The sequence below is a fragment of the Streptomyces sp. JN8 genome, assembly GCF_055808075.1.
Window position 1 is genome coordinate 6,310,135 of sequence record NZ_CM147852.1, and the last position, 18,385, is coordinate 6,328,519.

Below are 18,385 nucleotides of genomic sequence, written 5' to 3' on the forward strand. Positions count from 1 at the left end.
TCCTCACTCAGGGTCCGCGCCCTGGATCGACGTGACCGGCGGCGAGAGTTCCTGACTCCCGGACCCTCGGATCCGGTCACAGTGGCGGGACCGCGCCGGATTCGCACCGGACTTCCTCTACTGCCGCCGTAATGGCCCCGGCAGTCCACCACGCCCCGAGAACAGCCGTCAACTCACCCTTGACCTGCACCGGGTCACTGTGCGGAGCACCACAGACACGACGGCGGGGCGGCCCGCACCCGAAGGTGCGGACCGCCCCGCCGGCCGGGTGCGGACCGTCAGACGACGATCAGGTAGATGCCGTACGCGACGGCCGCCGCGCACAGCGCGAAGCAGGCGTACGCGGCGGTACGGGCCAGAGCCGCGGAGCCTCCGCGGGCGGCGGCCTCCTCCTGCTTGGTGAGGCCGACGATGCCGAGGGTGAAGAGGCCCACGAGCGCGACGGTCGCCACGAGGCTGACTCCGAAGACGGAGCCGAGAGCTGCCCAGTCGATCTTCATGTCGTTCGTTCCTTAGACCGCGGCGGCGGGGGCCGGGGGAGCGGTCGGGTCGGTGGGGGCCGGCGCGGGGATGGTCGTCCGGAGCTCCTCGTCCGCGACGGCGGCGACGGAGCCGGCGGGCGGCGGCGGGGTGACGGCGGCCATGGCGGTGGTCACGACGCCCGCGGGCTCGCCGTCGAGGTCGTCGTCGGTGACGTTGTTGTGGTCGACCGGCTTGCGGCGGGAGAGCGACCAGATGACGGCCGAGCCGACGACCAGGAGGACGGCGACGGCGGCGATGCCCCAGGGGCCCTGCTTGGTGAGGAACTCGGCACCGGCGCCGACCAGGGCGGCGGCGGGCAGGGTCAGGCCCCAGGCGACGAACATCCGGGTGGCGGTCGACCAGCGGACGACGCCGCCCTTGCGGCCCAGACCGGCGCCCATCACGGCACCCGAGCAGGACTGGGTGGTGGAGAGGGAGAAGCCGAGGTGCGAGGAGGCGAGGATGACCGTCGCGGCGCTGGTCTGGGCGGCGAAGCCCTGCTGCGGCTGGAGGTCGGTGAGGCCCTTGCCCATGGTGCGGATGATGCGCCAGCCGCCGAGGTACGTGCCGAGGGCGATGGCGACACCGGCGGAGACGACGACCCACAGCGGGGGGTTCGAGCCGGGGGCGACGACGCCCTGGGTGACCAGGGCCAGGGTGATGATGCCCATCGTCTTCTGGGCGTCGTTGGTGCCGTGGGCGAGGGAGACGAGACCGGCGGAGGCGATCTGGCCGGCCCGGTAGCCCTTGGCCGTGGCCTTCGCCTCGGGGTTGGCCTTGATCCTGTACGTCAGCCGGGTGGCGGCCATCGCGGCGAGGCCGGCGACGATCGGCGCGGCGACGGCCGGGATGAGGACCTTGGTGACGATGGTGGGCCCGTTCACGGCCGACCAGCCGGCCGACATGACCGCGGCGCCGATGAGGCCGCCGAAGAGGGCGTGGGAGGAGCTGGACGGGAGTCCGAGCAGCCAGGTCAGGAGGTTCCAGAGGATCGCGCCCACCAAGGCGGCGAAGATCACCTCTGTACGAATGCCCTCTTCGTTGATGATCCCGCCGGAGATCGTCTTGGCGACCTCCACGGACAGGAACGCGCCGACGAGGTTCAGCACGGCGGACATGGCCACCGCCGTCTTCGGCTTGAGAGCACCGGTCGAGATGGTGGTGGCCATCGCGTTCGCGGTGTCGTGGAAACCGTTCGTGAAATCGAACACGAGAGCTGTCACGACCACAATGGCGAGCAGCAGCGTGATGTGTTCCATTTACCCAGGCAATCGTTTGAGGTCAGTGGCGGGACGAACGTAAGCAACCTGGGTGAACGGAAGGTGAACTGGGTCGGGCGTTGCGGTGTCCCGAACCGGCGTCCGGGGATTCCGCTTACGCCTCCCGGAGCTCCGCTGTCCAGCATGCGGTCACCCCGCGACCCCGGGTAATACCGGTCGTCACCGGGCACATGAGACCCACCCCCGTCCCCCCGCCGTCCACCGGTTCCGACCCCTGGACGGAACCATCCGACCGGGGGACCCCGCCGACGAGACCCAGGTCACCCTCCGGAGGGTCTCCCGCCCCCCGGAACGGCCCCGGACGAGGAGCCGCCTACGGCCCCTCCCGCGCCCCCCTCGACCGGGCCGTCCGGGTCCCACCGGTGGCAGACCGCCCCCGTCCTGCCGAGACTGGGAGCGTGCGCCCGGCTACAGCGACGGCAGCGGCCGTCACCACCCTGATCGGTGTCGGCGCGGTCGCGTTCGCGGCCGGCCGGTACGCCAGCGACGCCGCCCTCAAGGCGCCGTCCGTACGTCCCCTGCCCGGGGACCCCAAACTCACCGTGCACGCCACGGGTCCCGACCGGATCACGCTCACCCGCAGCCTCGCCTCGCTGCGCCCCGGGACCTACGGCCTGGAGGGCCACGGCCAGCACGCCGTCACCGGCCCCGTCCTCGACCGGGTCCCGCACACCGCGGACACCGTCGTCCGGCGCCTCGAACGCGTCGAGCGCGGAGTCCTCGGCCCCGGCTCCCGCGTCCGCCTCACCCCCCAGCTGCACATCGGGACGCCGACCACCGCCCTCGGGCTCGCCCACGAGGACGCCGAGATCCCCGGCGAGCTCGGCCCCCTGCCGGCCTGGCTCGTCGCGGCGCCCCGCACCCTCTGGGTGATCGCCCTGCACGGGCTCGGCGGCACCCGCGAGCACCCGCTGAACGTGGTCCCCTTCTACAACCGGCGCCACGTCCCCGTCCTCGTCCCCGCCTACCGAGGCGACGAGGGGGCCCCCGCCTCCCCGGACGGCCTCGCCCACCTCGGCGACTCCGAGTGGCGCGACGTCGACGCCGCCATCCGCTACGCCGTCCACCGGGGCGCCGCGAAGGTCGTCCTGCACGGCTGGGGGACCGGCGCCTCGATGGCCCTGCGGGCCGCCGCCGAGTCCGGGGTGCGCGACCGGATCGCCGGACTCGTCCTGGACTCGCCCGTCCTGGACTGGGAGGCGACCCTCCGCAACCTCGCCGCCGCCCGGCACGTGCCCGCCCCCCTGCTCCCGCTCGCCGTCCGGGCGGCCCAGGGCAGGACGGGACCGCACGGCGACCTCCTCGAAGCCGTCTCCGCGCCCGGCGCGCTGCGGGTCCCCGTGCTCCTCGCCCACGGCCCCGACGACACCGTCGCCCCGTGGGAACCCTCCGTCGAACTCGCCGCCCGCCGCCCCGATCTGGTCACCCTCCTGACCGTCCGGCACGCCCCGCACACGGCGATGTGGAACGCCGACCCGGTCCGCTACGAGGAGGCCCTGCGCCGCTTCCTCACCCCGCTCCTCTAGGCGGCGCGCGCCGCGCCGGGGACGGCGCGTCCGATTCCGATTGGGCTTTCGGGCCGTCAGCGGGAAGACTGCCCCCGTGACGTCTCGAAAGCCCGATGGCAACTCCAGACTCCGACTCGTCCGCCCACGGGCGCTGGCCACCGCCCGACGGGCCGTGACGACCCGGCGCACCCGGCCGGCGCCGCGGCCGCCCGAGGGCACCCCGCCCCGCGCCGAGCTGGCCCGCCAGGCCCGGCACGTCCTCGCCGACGCGGTACGGATCGCCCGCTGGGCCGCCGTCGAGCGCGGCGCCGTCGCCGCCCCCAGCGGCCCCTCGGCCCCCTCCGCGCAGGAACGGGCCGCCGTCGCGCTGAACCTGACACCCGGCCAGATCCGGGCCGGCTGGGACCGCGCCCGGCTCGCCGGCCTCGTCGAGCTCCACGGCGACACCGCCCGCCCCGGCTGGCGGCTCCAGGCCTGGGACCGCGACGACTCCGCCGTGCTGCGCGGCTGGGTCGCCCTCTTCGACGCCTGGTCGCTGGTGCACCCGGCCCCCGAGGGCGTCGCGCCGAGCGCCGTCGCCGAGGTCGTCGAGGCCCTCCCGCAGGTCCTCTCGCTGCTCCAGCTCTCCCAGGGCCCGGTCCTCGTCCCCGTCCTGCTCGACCTGCTCGGCCAGCGCGTCGAGGAGCTGCGCGGCGAGCGCTGCGAGGTCCCGGGTGCCGAACAGGCCGCCGCGGCCCCCGACGCGCCCGCCGCGAGCGGCACCGGCACCGACGGGCTCCCCGCCCTGCTCGACTGGGCGCTCGAAGGCCTGGCGGCCGTGGGAGCGCTCACCCTGGACGCCGGCGCCGAGGGCCGCCACGCCACCCTGACCCCCCTCGGCAACTGGGCGGTCTGGGTCAAGCTGGAGCAGATCTGCGTCGCCGCGCAGAGCCCCGCCGGGAACATCGAGCAGTCCGCCGGGGACATGCTCCGCGGCTGCGCCCGCCTCACCCCCGGCCCGGCCCGCGCCGAGTACCGCGCCTGGCTCGCGGCCCGCACCCTCTCCAGCGCCGTGGCCGAGCTGCTCGCCGTCGCCCGCGGCGAGGACGCGCTGCTGCGCGGACTCGCCTTCGAGGCCCTGCGGGTCGTCGGCGCCCCCGCGGAGGCCGAGGTGCGGGCCACCGTCGCCGAGCCCTCCCTGCGGCCGTACGCGCTGCTCTGGCTCGCCGAGTACGAGGGAGCCGACCCCGACGACGCGCAGGAGGTCCTCACCCGCGCCGAGTCGACCTGGCTCTGGGTGGACACGGCCGCCGCCGTCGCCGACCACGGGGAGAGCGAGCTGCTCGTCCGGCACCTCGACTCCGCCGTGCAGGGCACCGTCCCGGCGCTCCTCGACGAGATCCGCGCCGTCGGCCACCCCCGCACCGTCCAGGTCCTGGTCGCCCTCGCGGCGGCCCACCCGGACCCGGCCCTGGCCAAGGCCGTCCGGCGGGCCGCCTTCCAGGTCCACACCGGGGGAGCCTGACCGCCCCCCGGGGGACCGGGCGGGACACGGGCGAGCCCCCGGCGCGGCTACTCCGCGGAGCCGGGGGTGTACGTCCCGAAGCTCCAGACGTTGCCCTCGCGGTCGCGCGCCATGTAGTCCCGCGAGCCGTAGTCCTGGTCCGTGGGCGGCATGACGATCTCGACGCCGTGGGCCACCGCCCGCGCGTGGTGGTCGTCGACGTCGTCCACGTGCACGAAGACGCCGACCGGACCGGCGCCGGCCATCAGCTTGTCGAACTCGCTGCCGGTGCCCTTGCTGCCCAGCATCACCATGCCGTTCCCGTACGACAGCTCGGCGTGCGCCACGCGCCCGTCCTCCGTCTCGTACACGGCGTCCGCCCGGAAGCCGAAGCCCTCCGTCAGGAGGGTGATGGCCCCCTTGGCGTCCTGGTAGGTCAGCGTGGGACAGACGTGGGGTGCCTCGGGCATCCCGATCACTTCCTCTCGGTCCGGTCGCGGGCGACCGGGTCTGGGTCCGCGGGTTCCGCCGACGGTCAGCGGAAGGTGTTGCACCGGGCCATGTCGCCGGTCCGGTAGCCCTCGTAGAACCACTGCTGGCGCTGGGCGGCGGAGCCGTGGGTCCAGTTCTCCGGGGTCACCCGGCCCTGGAACCGCTCCTGGATCCGGTCGTCGCCGACCGCGGCCGCCGCGTCCAGGCCGTCCCGGATGTCCTCGTCCGTCAGCCGGGTCAGCAGCGGCCGGCCCGTCCGGTCGTCGGGCGTGGTGGTGGCGTGCCGGGCCCACACGCCCGCGTAGCAGTCGGCCTGGAGCTCGACCCGCACGGCGTTGGAGTTCGCCCCGGTCCGCCCGTCCTGGGCGCGGCTGAGGGTCCCCATCAGGTTCTGGATGTGGTGGCCGTACTCGTGCGCGACCACGTAGGCCTGCGCGAAGGGTCCGCCGGTCGACCCGAACTTGGTGCGCAGCTCGTCGAAGAAGCCCAGGTCCAGGTAGACCTGGCGGTCGCCGGGGCAGTAGAACGGCCCCACCGCCGAGGTCGCCGAGCCGCAGGCGGTCGGGACGCGCTGGCTGAACATCACCGTGGCGGCGTTCCCGTAAGTGCCGCCCCGGCGCGCGTACTCGCTCCGCCAGAAGTCCTGGACGCTGTTGACGACGGCGACGATCCGGCAGTCCTCGCGGGTGTTGGCGTCCGAACCCTTCTTGCAGGTCTGCGTCACCTGGGCCGCGGAGGAGGCGCTGGCCGCCGGTTCGTCGCCGCCCGAGGAGAGTCCGAGCTGGTCCGGGCCCACGCCGAGGAACAGTCCCAGGATCAGGGCGATGAAGCCGATGATGCCGCCGCCGACGGTGGCCTTCCCGCCCGGGATGCGGCTGCTCCGGACGTCCTTGACCTCCGAGGTGTCCAGGTCGGCGTCGTCGTCGAACTGCACGGTCCACCACCCTCCGCGTCACTGCCGCGGCAGTGGCCGCCGCCCTGCGCCGAGTATCGGCCGATCTTCGCGCGTCCGCCCCTTTTGTTCCGCAAGGACGGATATGTGAGAAAGCTCCGATCGGGCCTCCGGGGCCCGCATGGCCGAAAAGCAGTTGCAGGGGCCCGTTAGACTGGCCGCATGGCCATTCTCCCCGTGCACTAGCGGCGTCGAAGCCCTCCACCAGCCGTCCTTCCGCCGTTTCCCACCGCCCTGGAGTCTGTCCGTGATCACCGCTTCCGGCATCGAGCTGCGCGCCGGCGCCCGTGTCCTCATCGAGTCCGCTTCCTTCCGCGTCGCCAAGGGCGACCGCATCGGCCTCGTCGGTCGCAACGGAGCGGGCAAGACCACCCTCACCAAGTGCCTCGCGGGCGAGGGCCAGCCCGCCGCCGGGCAGATCGCCCGCTCGGGCGAGGTCGGCTACCTGCCGCAGGACCCGCGCACCGGCGACCTCGACGTCCTGGCCCGCGACCGGATCCTCTCCGCCCGCGGCCTCGACGTCCTCCTCAAGAAGATGCGGATGAACGAGGAGCGCATCGCCACCGGCTCCGGCGCCACCCGCGACAAGGCCATGCGGCAGTACGAGCGCCAGGAGACGGAGTTCCTGACCAAGGGCGGGTACGCGGCCGAGGCCGAGGCCTCCACGATCGCCGCCGCCCTCGGCCTGCCCGACCGGGTCCTGGGCCAGCCGCTGCACACCCTCTCCGGTGGCCAGCGCCGCCGCGTCGAGCTCGCCCGGATCCTCTTCTCGGACGCCGACACCCTCCTGCTCGACGAGCCGACCAACCACCTCGACGCCGACTCCATCGTCTGGCTCCGCGACTACCTGAAGAGCTACCGCGGCGGCTTCATCGTGATCTCCCACGACGTCGACCTCGTCGAGACCGTGGTGAACAAGGTCTTCTACCTGGACGCCAACCGCTCCACGATCGACGTCTACAACATGGGCTGGAAGCTCTACCAGCAGCAGCGCGAGGCCGACGAGAAGCGCCGCAAGCGCGAGCGCCAGAACGCCGAGAAGAAGGCCGCCGCCCTCAACTCGCAGGCCGACAAGATGCGCGCCAAGGCCACCAAGACCGTGGCCGCGCAGAACATGGCCAAGCGCGCCGAGCGGCTGCTCTCCGGTCTGGAGGCGGTCCGCGCCTCGGACAAGGTCGCCAAGCTCCGCTTCCCGGACCCCGCGCCCTGCGGCAAGACCCCGCTGACGGCCGAGGGACTCTCCAAGTCCTACGGTTCGCTCGAAATCTTCACCGATGTGGACCTCGCGATCGACAAGGGCTCCCGCGTCGTCATCCTCGGCCTCAACGGCGCGGGCAAGACCACGCTGCTCCGGCTGCTCGCCGGCGCCGAGAAGCCCGACACCGGCGAGGTGACCCCGGGGCACGGCCTCAAGCTCGGCTACTACGCCCAGGAGCACGAGACCCTCGACCCCGAGCGCAGCGTCCTGGAGAACATGCGCTCGGCCGCGCCCGACCTCGACCTCGTCCAGGTCCGCAAGACGCTCGGCTCGTTCCTGTTCTCGGGCGACGACGTCGACAAGCCGGCCGGGGTGCTCTCCGGCGGTGAGAAGACCCGGCTGGCCCTGGCCACCCTGGTCGTCTCCTCGGCGAACGTGCTGCTCCTCGACGAGCCCACCAACAACCTCGACCCGGCCAGCCGCGAGGAGATCCTCGGGGCCCTGCGGACCTACCAGGGCGCCGTCGTCCTCGTCACCCACGACGAGGGCGCGGTCGACGCGCTGGAGCCGGAGCGGATCATCCTGCTCCCGGACGGCGTCGAGGACCTCTGGGGCCCGGACTACGCGGACCTGGTCGCGCTCGCCTGACCCGGAGCGCGTCGGGTGATCATGCCCGGCTGGATCATTCGGCCCACGGGTGATCCTTCATCTGAGTGAGTGCGTCTCGTACACCCCGGCGCGGTGCTCTGCCGAATCCTTCCGGCAGACCCGCGCCGGACGTGTGTTCCCGCTGCGTCGCTGACCTGCCGATTCCCGTGCGGGGGCCCTCGGACGTCGCTTTCCGGCCCAGCGGAATCACTGCTTCCGTTCGTGACGAACAGGCGCTCGTCCACAAACCCGGCGGCATCGACCTTGTCGAATGGGTGGCCAGGATGGACGCGAGGGGTGATCATGAGAAGTCCAGAGCGCACTTCCCATGAGGAGGCACGGGTGGCCGAGACTCTGAAGAAGGGCAGCCGGGTGACCGGCGCCGCGCGCGACAAGCTCGCGGCAGACCTGAAGAAGAAGTACGACTCCGGTGCGAGTATCCGGGCGCTGGCCGAGGAAACCGGCCGCTCCTACGGATTCGTCCACCGGATGCTCAGCGAGTCCGGAGTCACGCTGCGTGGACGCGGCGGAGCGACCCGGGGCAAGAAAGCCGCCTCGGCCTGACAGCGGGACGCCTCGACCGGGCCACCGGATCCCCCGGTGGCCACCCGGTCGGCCATCGCGCCGGCCCGGTGGTTACTGTGCAGTCACTTAGCATTCGCATGCAGTGTGCTGCACCGTAACCGGAGGCGCCCCATGACTACGCTCGACGACTCTGAGCTCGTATTCGACAAGGACGGTGTTCGGCTCACCGTCGAGGACGCCGTTGCCACGGTGACCCTGACCAATCCGGCGAAGCGCAACGCTCAGTCTCCCGCTCTGTGGCGGGCGTTGACAGAAGCCGGCCGGTCGTTGCCCGGCAGCGTGCGGGTCGTCGTCCTGCGCGGCGAGGGACAGTCCTTCTCCGCCGGACTCGACCGGCAGGCGTTCACGCCCGAGGGCTTCGACGGAGAGCCGTCCTTCCTCGACCTCGCGCGCGGTTCCGACGCGGACCTCGACGCGGTCATCGCCGAGTACCAGGAGGCGTTCACCTGGTGGCGCCGCAGCGACCTCGTGTCGATCGCGGCCGTCCAGGGGCACGCCATCGGCGCGGGCTTCCAGCTCGCCCTCGCCTGCGACCTGCGGGTCGTCGCCGAGGACGTGCAGTTCGCCATGCGCGAGACCAGCCTGGGCCTCGTCCCGGACCTGACCGGGACGCACCCCCTGGTCTCGCTCGTCGGCTACGCCCGCGCGCTGGAGATCTGCGCCACCGGCCGCTTCGTCCACGCCGAGGAGGCCGAGCGCATCGGCCTGGCCAATCTGTCCGTCCCCGCCGGCGAGCTCGACGCCGCGGTCCGGGACCTGGCCGCCGCCCTGCTCGCGGCGCCGCGCGACGCGGTCACCGAGACCAAGGCGCTGCTCCAGGGCGTCTCCGGCCGCTCGTACGAGGAGCAGCGCGTCGCCGAGCGCGCCGCCCAGGCCCGCCGCCTGCGCGACCTGGCCGGCCTCGGCGACTGACGCCTGCCCGCGTTCCCCGGGGCCCGTCCGCGGCCCCGGGGCCTCCGCACGCCCGCCCGCGCGCACGGCCCGCGCCCGCCTGACCCCGGGTCTCACCCGAACGGCGGTACGCGGCCCGGGGACCCCGTCCCGCCGATCGGATACGGGCTCCGCCCCGGCCTAGCGGAGGTCCGACACCACGACGCCGACCGCGATCCCGTCGTCCGGGCCGGCCGCCGCGACCGCCGTCCGCACCGCGCGGGCCACGTCCAGCGGGCGGGACCCGGCCGTCACGGCCAGCTCCACCCGGACCTCGCCGGGCCTCCGGCGCACCGGCGGGCCCAGGGTGTCCGTCACCGCCGCGACCCCCGCCACCCCGAGCGCGGCGAGCGCCGCGGGGTCGTCCGTCGCCGGCGAGGTGGGGCCGGGTGCGGCGGCGGCCGCGGCGTCCGGCTCCGGCGGCGCGTCGAGGAGTTCCGTCACCCGGAGGTCCACGCCCGCGACGACCAGGCCCAGCCCGTCCTCGGCGGCGGTGAGCAGCGCCGTCCGCAGCCGCTCGGCCAGCTCGGGCAGGGCTTCCCCCGCGACCGCGCCGAACGGCGCCGTGATCAGCAGGGCGTCCGGTTCCGCGCCGGGTTCCTCCGCAGGGCCGATCCGCATCCTGCCCGGCACGGCGCCGGGCACCCCCGAGGCGGCCCGGTCAAGCACCTCGCGCACGGCCCGCTCGGTGATCCACGCCCTCTCCGCCGCCGCTCCGAGCGGCAGCAGCCTGCCCGGGGAGAGGCGATCGCGTACCGCCGCCGTCCAACCGTCAGCTGTCGTCATTGCCCCAGCCTGCCGTATCCCCGGGGCGAGAGCGGGTAAGCGCCCTTAATGTGGGCGAAGAACCCCGAAATATCCCAGAAGGGGCGAAACCAAATGACGGACACCACCCATTCCACCGACTCCGGTGACGACGCGCGCCGGACCTCGGTCACCAAGCGGGGCGGCGGCGCTCCCGCCGCCCGCGGCAAGACCACCATCGCCGACGGAGTCGTCGAGAAGATCGCCGGCCTCGCCGCCCGGGACGTCGAAGGCGTCCACGCCATGGGCAGCGGCCTCTCCCGGACCTTCGGCGCGGTACGCGACCGGGTCCCCGGCGGAGGCAGCAGCAAGTCGAACGTCACCCGAGGGGTGAAGGCCGAGGTCGGCGAGGTGCAGACCGCGCTCGACCTGGAGATCGTCGTCGACTACGGCGTCTCCATCGCGGACGTCGCCGGCGACGTCCGGGAGAACGTCATCGCGGCGGTGGAGCGGATGACGGGCCTGGAGGTCGTCGAGGTCAACATCGCGGTCAGCGACGTCAAGCTGCCCGACGAGGAGGAGGACGAGCCCGAATCGCGGATCCAGTAGCCGCTGAAGGGCTGTTCGCAGGGGGGCTCAGGAGGACTCGGAAAGGGGTCAGGAATGAGCATGGCGGTGGTAGGCCTGGTGGCCGGCATGGCCCTCGGCTTCGCCGGATACTTCGGCGGATTCGGGGCGTTCCTGCTGGTCGCGGCTTTGGGTGCGGTCGGCTTCGTGGCGGGCCGCTTCCTCGACGGCGACCTCGAACCCGGCGACTTCTTCCGGGGCCGCGAGCGCGGCGGCCGGCCGCGGTGACGGCGGTGGCAGCCCGTCCCGGCCCCCGCGGCCCGGTCCGCGAGCGGGGGGCGACCAGAATCGCCGACCGGGTCGTCGCGAAGATCGCCGCGCAGGCGGCGAGGGAGGCCGCGGGCCCCGTCCCGGAGGGCGGATCGAGGCCGCACGCCTCGGTCGTCGTCCACCGGGACGTCGTCCGGGTCGCGGTGAGCCTCGAACTCGGCTACCCCTCCGACGTCGGGGCCCGGTGCGGTGCCGTGCGCGGCCGGGTCCGCAGCCGCGTCGAGGAGCTGGTCGGCATGGAGGTCCACGAGGTCACCGTCGACGTCGAACGCCTCCACTCCGCCCTGACCCGGCAGGGAGCGTCGAGGGGGCGCCTGTCATGACGACTCCCGCCACCGGCCCGGGCGCCCCCGGCCCCGGCCGCGACGCTCCCGACACCCCGCGCCCCGGCACCGGAGGGAGCGGCACCGGGGAGACGTCCGGCTCCGACGGCGTCCCCGTCCTGGCGGACGCGGCCCCCGCGGCCCGCGTCCGCCGCTTCTGGGCGGCCCGGCGCGTCCCCGCCGCGGTGCTCGCGGCGCTCGTCCTCGGCGGGGCAGGACTCCTGCTCTACGACGTGGCGGCCGTACGCGCCGACCGCCAGGCCATGGCCTGGCGGCGCGAACTCGCCGACGGCCTCGCGACCCGGCCGCTCGACGACACCTGGGTCGTCGTCGGCGCGGCCGTCGCCGCCGTCCTCGGCGTCTGGCTCCTGGTGCTGGCCGCGACCCCCGGCCTGCGCGAGATCCTCCCGATGCGCCGCGAACACGCCGACGTACGGGCGGGACTCGACCGGGAGGCCGCCGCCCTCGCCCTGCGGGACCGGGCCATGGAGGTCTCCGGAGTGCAGTCCGTCAGGGTCCGCGTCCGCCGCTCCAAGGCGGCGGTCAAGGCGGTCTCGCACTTCCGGGACCTCGACGAGGTCCGCGCCGACGTGGAGTCGGTGCTGGCGACCGGCGTCGAGGAACTCGGCCTCGCCCACCCGCCCGCCGTCACGGTCCGGGTGGCCAGGCCGCCCAGAAAGGGATGATCCGGTGAGAGTCGTCCTCCGGCGCGTCAACCGCGTCCTGCTCGGCCTCGCCGGGCTGCTGCTGCTCCTGGCCGGCGGCGGCGTCCTCGCCGCCGCCCTCGACCTCCCCGTACCGTCCTGGTGGCCCTGGTCGGGCCCCTCGGACGTGCTGCTCTCCACCGCGGACCGGCAGCGCTGGCGCGCCGAGGGCTGGTGGTGGCCGGTGGTCATCGCGGTCCTCGGGCTCGTCGTCCTGCTGGCCCTGTGGTGGCTGCTCGCCCAGTTCCGGCGGGCCCGGCTCGCCGAGGTCGTCGTCGACAGCGGCGACGGCGAGGTGGCGGTGCTGCGCGGCCGGGCGCTGGAAGGCGTCCTGGAGGCGGACGCCACCGCGCAGGAAGGCGTGTCCCGGGCCCGGGTCGCCCTCACGGGCCGCCGCGCGGCCCCCTGCACCCGCGTCGCGCTCCACCTGGAGCCGTACGCCTCACCGGGGGCCGCGCTGACCACGCTCAGCGGGCAGGCGCTGGACCACGCGCGGACCTCCGCCGGGCTGGCCGCGCTGCCGACCGAGGCGCGCCTGCGGGCGGTGAAGCACCGGGCCCGCAGGGTCGCCTGAGGGTCAGAACCCGGCGCGCGCCCCGCCGTCCACCGGGATCATCAGGCCCGTGAGGTACGAGGCGGCCGGCGACAGCAGGAAGGCCGCCGTCCGCCCGAACTCCTCCGGGGTGCCGTAGCGGCGCAGCGGGATCTCCTGCTCGTTGGCGGCGCGGGCCGCGTCCGCGTCGCCCGAGAGGGAGTCCAGGAACCGCACCCGGTCCGTGTCGATCCGGCTGGGAAGCAGGCCGATCACCCGGATCCCGCGCGGCCCGAGGTCGTTGGCGAGGGACTTCGCGAAGCCGGCGAGACCCGGGCGGAGCCCGTTCGAGATGGCCAGACCGGGGATCGGCTCGTGGACCGAGGCGGACAGGACGAAGCCGATGACGCCGCCCTCGTCGAGGGCGGCGGCGGCCGCGCGGGCCAGTCGCACGGCCCCGAGGAAGACGGTGTCGAAGGCGGCGGCCCAGTCCTCGTCGGTGTTGTCGGCGGCGAAGCCCGGGGCAGGCCCGCCGACGCTGACGAGGATGCCGTCGAAGCCGCCGAACCGCGCCCGGGCCTCGGCGATCAGCCGCTCGGGGGTCCCGGGGTCGGTGTTGTCCGCGACGACGCCCGCCGCGTTCGGCCCGAGCTCGGCCGCGGCCTCGGCGACGGTCTTCTCCTCGCGGCCGGTGACCAGCACCTTCGCGCCCTCGGCGAGCAGCGCCTCGGCGGAGGCCCGCCCGAGCCCGCGCGTCGCCCCGGTCACCACGTACACACGGTCCTTCATCCCAAGATCCATGGACCTATCCTGCCGGGTCCCCGTCCTCGGCTGCCAGTGCGATCGCCGTGCCCACCAGGCCGATGTGGCTGAAGGCCTGCGGGAAGTTGCCCAGCTGGCGGTCCGCCACCGGGTCGTACTCCTCCGCGAGCAGACCCACGTCGTTGCAGAGGGCCACGAGGCGTTCGAAGAGCGCGCGGGCCTCCTCGTTCCGGCCGCAGAGCCGGAGCGCGTCCGCGAGCCAGAAGGAGCAGACCAGGAAGGTGCCCTCCTGGCCGGGGAGGCCGTCCACCGTCCCGCCGTCCGTGCTGTAGCGGCGTACGTAGCCCTCGTGCAGCAGTTCGGCCTGGACCGCCTCCACCGTGCCCAGCACCCGGGGGTCGTCCGGCGGCAGGAAGCCGACCTGCGGGATCAGCAGGGTCGCGGCGTCCAGCTCCTGCGAGCCGTACGACTGGGTGAAGGTGTTCCGGACGGGGTCGAAGGCCCGCGCGCACACCTGGGCGTGGATCTCGTCCCGCATCGTCCGCCAGCGGGCCGCGTCCCCGGGCAGCGAGGGGTCCGCCTCCAGGGTGCGCACCGCCCGGTCGGCGGCCACCCAGGCCATCACCTTCGAGTGGGTGAAGTGCCGGCGCCGGCCGCGCACCTCCCACAGTCCCTCGTCGGGCTCGCGCCAGGTCGACTCCAGGAAGCCGAGCAGGCTCAGCTGGAGGTTCCAGGCGTGCTTCTCCGCGGGGATCCCGGCCTCGTGGGCGCGGTGGAGCGAGTCCATGACCTCGCCGTACACGTCGAGCTGGAACTGGTCCACGGCGGCGTTCCCGGTGCGCACCGGCGCGGAGTCGGCGTAGCCGCGCAGCCAGGGCAGGGTGGTCTCCGGGAGCCGGCGCTCCCCGGCGGGCCCGTACATGATCTGCAGGTCGGCCGGGTCGCCGGCGACCGAGCGGAGCAGCCAGTCCCGCCAGGCGCGCGCCTCGTCGACGTATCCGGCGGCGAGCAGCGCGCCGAGGGTGAGGGAGGAGTCGCGCAGCCAGCAGGCGCGGTAGTCCCAGTTCCGCACGCCGCCGACCTCCTCCGGCAGGGAGGTGGTGGGGGCGGCCATGATGCCGCCGGTCGGCGCGTAGGTGAGGGCCTTGAGGGTGATCAGGGAGCGCAGCACCACGTCCCGGTAGGGGCCCCGGTAGGTGCACCGGTCGGACCAGTCGCGCCAGTCCGCGAGGGAGTGCTCCAGGGCCTCGTACGGGTCGACGAGGTCGGGGCGCGGCTCGTGGGAGGGGTGCCAGGTCAGGACGAACGCGACCTTCTCGCCGGCGGTGACGGTGAAGGAGGAGCAGGTGGAGAACTGCTGGCCCCAGGTCTTCACGGGCGGCTCGCTGCGCAGCCAGACGGAGTCGGGCCCGGCGATCGCGACCCGGTGGTCGTCGGAGCGGCGCATCCAGGGCACGACCGAGCCGTAGTCGAAGCGGAGCCGCAGGACGGAGCTCATCTCGACGCTCCCGCTGACGCCCTCGACGATCCGCATCAGATCGGGGGCCCGGTCCCGCTGCGGCATGAAGTCCACGACCTTGACCGTGCCCGTACGGGTCTCCCAGAAGGTCTCCAGGACGAGGGAGCCGTCGGCGTACCGGCGGGAGGTGCAGTTCGTCGCGCCCTTGGGGGCGATGCGCCAGTGGCCGTTCTCCTCGTCGCCGAGGATCGAGGCGAAGCAGGCGGCGGAGTCGAAGCGGGGCAGACACAGCCAGTCGACCGATCCGTCGCGGCCGACGAGCGCGGCGGTCTGGAGATCGCCGATGAGGGCGTAGTCGTCGATACGTTGCGTCACGCTTTGGGCTGTTCCCGGAAGTGGCGGTGGTCAATCAGAGGGACGGGGCGGACCTGACCGCGGCCGTGTCGCTCTCCGGGCCGTCCGGGGTGTCCGGGGCGTCGTTTCCGGTGCTCCCGGCGGCGGCCGCGGCCTCGCGGTCGCGCTTCTCGCGGCGGACCAGGATCACCCAGCCGACGGGTACCCCGGCCGTGAAGAGCCACCACTGCACCGCGTACGCCATGTGGGCGCCGATCGACGCGTGGTCGGGCTCGGGGATCAGCTCGGGGGTGTCTCCGGCGGGCTCGGGTCCGGTCTGCTCCAGGTAGCCGCCGAGCACCTCGCGGCCGATGAGCTCCGCCTGCTGCCGGCTGTTGATGAGCATGACCTGGCGGTCCGGCAGGCCCTTCAGGTCCTTGATGCCGCTCGCGCCGGTCGTCTCGTCGGCCTTGAGCCGGCCGGTGACGGTGACCTCGCCCTCGGGGGCGGGCGGCACCGGCGGGAAGGCGTGCTGGTCGGCGGCGGCCGGGACCCAGCCGCGGTTGACCAGGACGACCAGGCCGTCCCGGAGGACCAGCGGGGTCAGGATGTGGACGCCGACCCGCTCGTCGGCGGAGGTGCGGCGCCGGACGACCACCTCGTGGGAGGTGTCGAAGGTGCCGGTGGCGGTGACGGGCCGCCAGTAGTCGGAGCGGGGGACCGTGTGCCCGGGGGAGGTGAGCTCCTCGACCGGGACCGGCTTCGCCGCGATGCTGTCCGCGATCAGGGCGTTCTGGGCGACCCGGCGCTCGTGCCGGTGGAACTGCCAGAAGCCCAGCTCGATCATCGTCGGGACGAGGACGAGGGCGATGAGGGTGAGGATCACCCACTGCCGGGACAACAAGAAGCGGTACACCCCATGACCGTACAACTCGGTCCACGGGGTGCACGCACGGGGGGCGGCTCGGGGGAGAGGGGCCGTGGGCGGTCTCCCCGGACCCCGCCGCCGGGGGCGTGGAGGGGCCGCGGCGCCCGTCGCTCCCGGGCGGTGCCGTCCTCAGACCCTGTCGACGATGCCCACCTTTCCCTCCGCGCGGGCGCAGTGGCCGCCGCAGTACCAGCTGCCGTCGACCTCGACGCCCTGTCCGATGATCTGGACCCGGCAGTGCTCGCAGATGGGCGCCATGCGGTGGATGGCGCACGCGAAGCAGTCGAAGACATGGACCGCGCCCTGTGCATGTACCTCGAAGGACATGCCGTAATCGTTTCCGCAGACCTCACAACGTGCCATGCGCCACAGGGTGGGGCTCCCGGCGGGCGGGCGCCGTGCGGCACGCCCGCCGGGCCGGGGGTGTCACCCGTCTGCCGGGGCCACGTCCCGCAGCAGCTGGGTGTAGGCGGCCTCGTCGACCACCGGCGTGCCGAAGGACTTGGCCTTGACGGTCTTGGAGGTGGCCGAGTCCGGGTCGTTGGTGACGAGGAGGCTCGTCAGCCGGGAGACGCTGCCCGCCACGTGGAGCCCGGCCTCGACCGTGCGGTCCTCCAGGAGCTCGCGGTCGACGGAGGTGTCCCCCGAGAACGCCACCCGCATGCCCTGCTTGAGCGGTTTGTCCGTCTCGTACCGGCCCGGGTTGGGGTACGGGCACGGCGGCCGCTTCCGCGAGGGGCGCCAGCTCCCCGCCCGGTACGACGAGCCGTACCCGGCCTGGTGGCCGATCCGAGGCTGCGGCGCGGGCGACGCGGCCCACTCGGTCAGCGGCCGGCATTCGAGCAGCGGCAGCCGCACGTTGCGCTCGGCCGCCGCGTGCAGGCTCGGCCGGAACGCCTCCGCGAGCACGCGCGCGTCGTCGAGCGCGTTGTGCGCGCGCTGCTGGACGACGCCGAAGTGGGCGGCGAGCGACTCCAGCTTGTGGTTGGGCAGCGGAAGCGACAGCTCCTTGGCGAGCGCGATCGTGCACAGCCGCTGCCGCACCGGGGCGGCCGACTCCGCGCGCGCGTACTCCCGGGCGATCATCTGCCAGTCGAACATCGCGTTGTGCGCGACGAGCACCCGCCCGTCCAGCCGGGCCGCGAACTCCGCCGCGATCTCCGGGAAGAGCGGCGCGCCCTCCAGGACGTCGGTGGTGAGCCCGTGGATCCAGACGGGACCCGGATCCCGCTCGGGGTTGACCAGCGTGTACCAGTGGTCCTCGACGTTCCCCTGGGCGTCCAGCCGGTAGACGGCAGCCGACACTATCCGGTCGTCGCGGGCGAGTCCGGTGGTCTCCACGTCGACGACCGCGTACCCCTGCGGGTAGGCGGCCGGCCACGTCGCTGCTGTCGTTCGGTCGTCAAGCACGGTCACTGAGAATACGGCCCGCGGCCGACACCTCCGTCCCCGGTGCCCCCGGGAGCCCCGGCGAGGAGCCCGTCGACCAGCGCGCGCACCGAGTCGACGAACAGGCGCTCGGTGTCCACCGGCGCGGCGAGCGCCCGCGCCAGCGGCGCGTCGGACCCGGCGTCCGCGCCGCTCCACAGCTCCTCCTCGGCGGGCGACTGCGCCGGTGCCCGCTCCCGGTTGCGCTCCACCAGGACGTATCCGACGACCTGGAACTGCACGGCGCGGACGACCCGCGCCGCGTGCGCCCCGCGCAGCCCCGCGGCGTGCGCCTCGCGGACCAGGGCGCGCTGGGCCGGCAGGAACATGCGTTCCGTGAGGCCCCGTTCGTGGACCAGCGCCACCAGATGGGGTCGCTCGCGCAGCGCGCGGCGCAACGAACGGGCGATCGAGACCAGGCGCTCGGCCGGGGTCGCGCCCCGCGGGCGGATCGCGTCGAGGTCCGCGACCGTCCGCTCGACCAGGGCGTCGAGCAGCGACTCCCGGTTGCCGACGTGCCAGTAGATCGAGGTGACCGCGGTGCCGAGGTCGGCCGCGAGCCTGCGCATGGTGAGGGCGTCCGGGCCGTGCCGGCGCACCAGGGCGGCGGCGGCCTCCAGGACCTCCTCGCGGGTGAGTGCGGCGCGCGCCATCCCTCCCCCTCCCGACTCCTGGGC

The 18,385-nt window shown here is 74.0% G+C and carries 21 protein-coding genes and 1 riboswitch; of the genes, 10 read left to right on the forward strand and 11 right to left on the reverse strand.

Features of this window, described 5'->3' with window-relative positions:
• Positions 1–23: 23 nt before the first annotated feature.
• Positions 24–165, reverse strand: a riboswitch (cobalamin riboswitch).
• Between the two features lie 113 nt (positions 166–278).
• Together ACY0MR_RS27775 and ACY0MR_RS27780 are read right to left on the reverse strand one after the other, a co-directional pair.
• Entirely contained in the window at positions 279–500 is a 222-nt protein-coding gene (locus ACY0MR_RS27775; RefSeq protein WP_073917272.1) for a hypothetical protein, read from the reverse strand.
• A 12-nt stretch (positions 501–512) separates the two neighbouring features.
• Positions 513–1,781, reverse strand: coding sequence for an anion permease (locus ACY0MR_RS27780; protein WP_473556002.1), 1,269 nt, complete (start codon positions 1,779–1,781; stop codon positions 513–515).
• Between the two features lie 419 nt (positions 1,782–2,200).
• Between ACY0MR_RS27780 and ACY0MR_RS27785 the strand changes: the two genes are divergently transcribed.
• Together ACY0MR_RS27785 and ACY0MR_RS27790 are read left to right on the forward strand one after the other, a co-directional pair.
• Positions 2,201–3,328 (forward strand): alpha/beta hydrolase, encoded by a 1,128-nt coding sequence (locus tag ACY0MR_RS27785; RefSeq protein ID WP_388802730.1) that lies wholly within the window; start codon positions 2,201–2,203, stop codon positions 3,326–3,328.
• A 76-nt stretch (positions 3,329–3,404) separates the two neighbouring features.
• Positions 3,405–4,814 (forward strand): hypothetical protein, encoded by a 1,410-nt coding sequence (locus ACY0MR_RS27790; protein WP_388802733.1) that lies wholly within the window; start codon positions 3,405–3,407, stop codon positions 4,812–4,814.
• 47 nt (positions 4,815–4,861) lie between these two features.
• On the opposite strand, the gene ACY0MR_RS27795 is transcribed toward ACY0MR_RS27790, so the two are convergent.
• Both ACY0MR_RS27795 and ypfJ read right to left on the reverse strand, forming a co-directional pair.
• Complete coding sequence (locus ACY0MR_RS27795) at positions 4,862–5,263, reverse strand: VOC family protein (protein WP_473556005.1); 402 nt, start codon at positions 5,261–5,263, stop codon at positions 4,862–4,864.
• A 65-nt stretch (positions 5,264–5,328) separates the two neighbouring features.
• Positions 5,329–6,219, reverse strand: coding sequence for a KPN_02809 family neutral zinc metallopeptidase (ypfJ, locus tag ACY0MR_RS27800; protein WP_392862864.1), 891 nt, complete (start codon positions 6,217–6,219; stop codon positions 5,329–5,331).
• Positions 6,220–6,484: 265 nt separating this feature from the next.
• Here ypfJ and ACY0MR_RS27805 point away from each other — a divergent pair, with 265 nt between their 5' ends.
• The 3 genes from ACY0MR_RS27805 (at position 6,485) to ACY0MR_RS27815 (ending at position 9,580) form a co-directional block, all read left to right on the forward strand.
• Positions 6,485–8,083 (forward strand): ABC-F family ATP-binding cassette domain-containing protein, encoded by a 1,599-nt coding sequence (locus tag ACY0MR_RS27805; protein WP_073917279.1) that lies wholly within the window; start codon positions 6,485–6,487, stop codon positions 8,081–8,083.
• 342 nt (positions 8,084–8,425) lie between these two features.
• Complete coding sequence (locus tag ACY0MR_RS27810) at positions 8,426–8,647, forward strand: helix-turn-helix domain-containing protein (protein WP_006123601.1); 222 nt, start codon at positions 8,426–8,428, stop codon at positions 8,645–8,647.
• Between the two features lie 132 nt (positions 8,648–8,779).
• On the forward strand, positions 8,780–9,580 hold the full coding sequence (locus ACY0MR_RS27815) for an enoyl-CoA hydratase/isomerase family protein (protein WP_388802740.1): 801 nt from the start codon (positions 8,780–8,782) through the stop codon (positions 9,578–9,580).
• 159 nt (positions 9,581–9,739) lie between these two features.
• Here ACY0MR_RS27815 and ACY0MR_RS27820 read toward each other — a convergent pair whose 3' ends face one another.
• Positions 9,740–10,384: a hypothetical protein gene (locus ACY0MR_RS27820; protein WP_473556016.1), complete on the reverse strand. Its 645-nt coding sequence runs from the start codon at positions 10,382–10,384 to the stop codon at positions 9,740–9,742.
• A gap of 93 nt (positions 10,385–10,477) precedes the next feature.
• Between ACY0MR_RS27820 and ACY0MR_RS27825 the strand changes: the two genes are divergently transcribed.
• Genes ACY0MR_RS27825 through amaP form a run of 5 tightly spaced genes read left to right on the forward strand, consistent with a single transcriptional unit; the run spans position 10,478 to position 12,840 of the window.
• Positions 10,478–10,951 carry an Asp23/Gls24 family envelope stress response protein gene (locus ACY0MR_RS27825; RefSeq protein ID WP_361863476.1) on the forward strand — a complete coding sequence of 158 codons (474 nt, stop codon included), beginning with the start codon at positions 10,478–10,480 and terminating at the stop codon, positions 10,949–10,951.
• Positions 10,952–11,005: 54 nt separating this feature from the next.
• Positions 11,006–11,197, forward strand: coding sequence for a hypothetical protein (locus ACY0MR_RS27830; RefSeq protein WP_148004669.1), 192 nt, complete (start codon positions 11,006–11,008; stop codon positions 11,195–11,197).
• Entirely contained in the window at positions 11,194–11,562 is a 369-nt protein-coding gene (locus ACY0MR_RS27835) for a hypothetical protein (protein ID WP_473556018.1), read from the forward strand. The genes ACY0MR_RS27830 and ACY0MR_RS27835 overlap by 4 nt, the downstream gene beginning before the upstream one ends.
• Positions 11,559–12,248, forward strand: coding sequence for a DUF6286 domain-containing protein (locus tag ACY0MR_RS27840; protein WP_473556020.1), 690 nt, complete (start codon positions 11,559–11,561; stop codon positions 12,246–12,248). The genes ACY0MR_RS27835 and ACY0MR_RS27840 overlap by 4 nt, the downstream gene beginning before the upstream one ends.
• Positions 12,249–12,252: 4 nt before the next feature.
• Positions 12,253–12,840 carry an alkaline shock response membrane anchor protein AmaP gene (gene amaP / locus ACY0MR_RS27845; protein ID WP_388802753.1) on the forward strand — a complete coding sequence of 196 codons (588 nt, stop codon included), beginning with the start codon at positions 12,253–12,255 and terminating at the stop codon, positions 12,838–12,840.
• Between the two features lie 3 nt (positions 12,841–12,843).
• Here the strand turns inward: amaP and ACY0MR_RS27850 are convergent, their stop codons facing one another.
• From ACY0MR_RS27850 to ACY0MR_RS27875, 6 genes are all read right to left on the reverse strand, one after another.
• Positions 12,844–13,599, reverse strand: coding sequence for an SDR family oxidoreductase (locus tag ACY0MR_RS27850; protein WP_361850344.1), 756 nt, complete (start codon positions 13,597–13,599; stop codon positions 12,844–12,846).
• A gap of 4 nt (positions 13,600–13,603) precedes the next feature.
• Positions 13,604–15,394 (reverse strand): glycoside hydrolase family 15 protein, encoded by a 1,791-nt coding sequence (locus ACY0MR_RS27855; protein ID WP_388802757.1) that lies wholly within the window; start codon positions 15,392–15,394, stop codon positions 13,604–13,606.
• Positions 15,395–15,428: 34 nt separating this feature from the next.
• Positions 15,429–16,268 (reverse strand): SURF1 family cytochrome oxidase biogenesis protein, encoded by an 840-nt coding sequence (locus tag ACY0MR_RS27860; RefSeq protein ID WP_473556023.1) that lies wholly within the window; start codon positions 16,266–16,268, stop codon positions 15,429–15,431.
• A 141-nt stretch (positions 16,269–16,409) separates the two neighbouring features.
• The gene (locus ACY0MR_RS27865; RefSeq protein WP_073806545.1) at positions 16,410–16,643 is read right to left on the reverse strand and encodes a hypothetical protein; all 234 of its coding nucleotides are present in this window, start codon (positions 16,641–16,643) and stop codon (positions 16,410–16,412) included.
• Between the two features lie 63 nt (positions 16,644–16,706).
• On the reverse strand, positions 16,707–17,696 hold the full coding sequence (locus ACY0MR_RS27870) for a DEDDh family exonuclease (RefSeq protein WP_388802761.1): 990 nt from the start codon (positions 17,694–17,696) through the stop codon (positions 16,707–16,709).
• Positions 17,693–18,361: a TetR/AcrR family transcriptional regulator gene (locus tag ACY0MR_RS27875; RefSeq protein ID WP_404079753.1), complete on the reverse strand. Its 669-nt coding sequence runs from the start codon at positions 18,359–18,361 to the stop codon at positions 17,693–17,695. Before ACY0MR_RS27875 ends, ACY0MR_RS27870 begins: the two co-directional genes overlap by 4 nt.
• Positions 18,362–18,385 lie beyond the last annotated feature (24 nt).

Excerpts from the sequence above, each read along its gene's own strand:
- ACY0MR_RS27780 (WP_473556002.1), bottom strand. The coding sequence starts at position 1,781 with ATGGAACACATCACGCTGCTGCTCGCCATTGTGGTCGTGACAGCTCTC.
- ACY0MR_RS27850 (WP_361850344.1), bottom strand. The coding sequence starts at position 13,599 with ATGGATCTTGGGATGAAGGACCGTGTGTACGTGGTGACCGGGGCGACG.
- ACY0MR_RS27830 (WP_148004669.1), top strand. The coding sequence starts at position 11,006 with ATGAGCATGGCGGTGGTAGGCCTGGTGGCCGGCATGGCCCTCGGCTTC.
- ACY0MR_RS27820 (WP_473556016.1), bottom strand. The coding sequence starts at position 10,384 with ATGACGACAGCTGACGGTTGGACGGCGGCGGTACGCGATCGCCTCTCC.
- ACY0MR_RS27865 (WP_073806545.1), bottom strand. The coding sequence starts at position 16,643 with ATGGCACGTTGTGAGGTCTGCGGAAACGATTACGGCATGTCCTTCGAG.
- ACY0MR_RS27825 (WP_361863476.1), top strand. The coding sequence starts at position 10,478 with ATGACGGACACCACCCATTCCACCGACTCCGGTGACGACGCGCGCCGG.
- ACY0MR_RS27815 (WP_388802740.1), top strand. The coding sequence starts at position 8,780 with ATGACTACGCTCGACGACTCTGAGCTCGTATTCGACAAGGACGGTGTT.
- ACY0MR_RS27840 (WP_473556020.1), top strand. The coding sequence starts at position 11,559 with ATGACGACTCCCGCCACCGGCCCGGGCGCCCCCGGCCCCGGCCGCGAC.
- ACY0MR_RS27795 (WP_473556005.1), bottom strand. The coding sequence starts at position 5,263 with ATGCCCGAGGCACCCCACGTCTGTCCCACGCTGACCTACCAGGACGCC.
- ACY0MR_RS27875 (WP_404079753.1), bottom strand. The coding sequence starts at position 18,361 with ATGGCGCGCGCCGCACTCACCCGCGAGGAGGTCCTGGAGGCCGCCGCC.
- ACY0MR_RS27775 (WP_073917272.1), bottom strand. The coding sequence starts at position 500 with ATGAAGATCGACTGGGCAGCTCTCGGCTCCGTCTTCGGAGTCAGCCTC.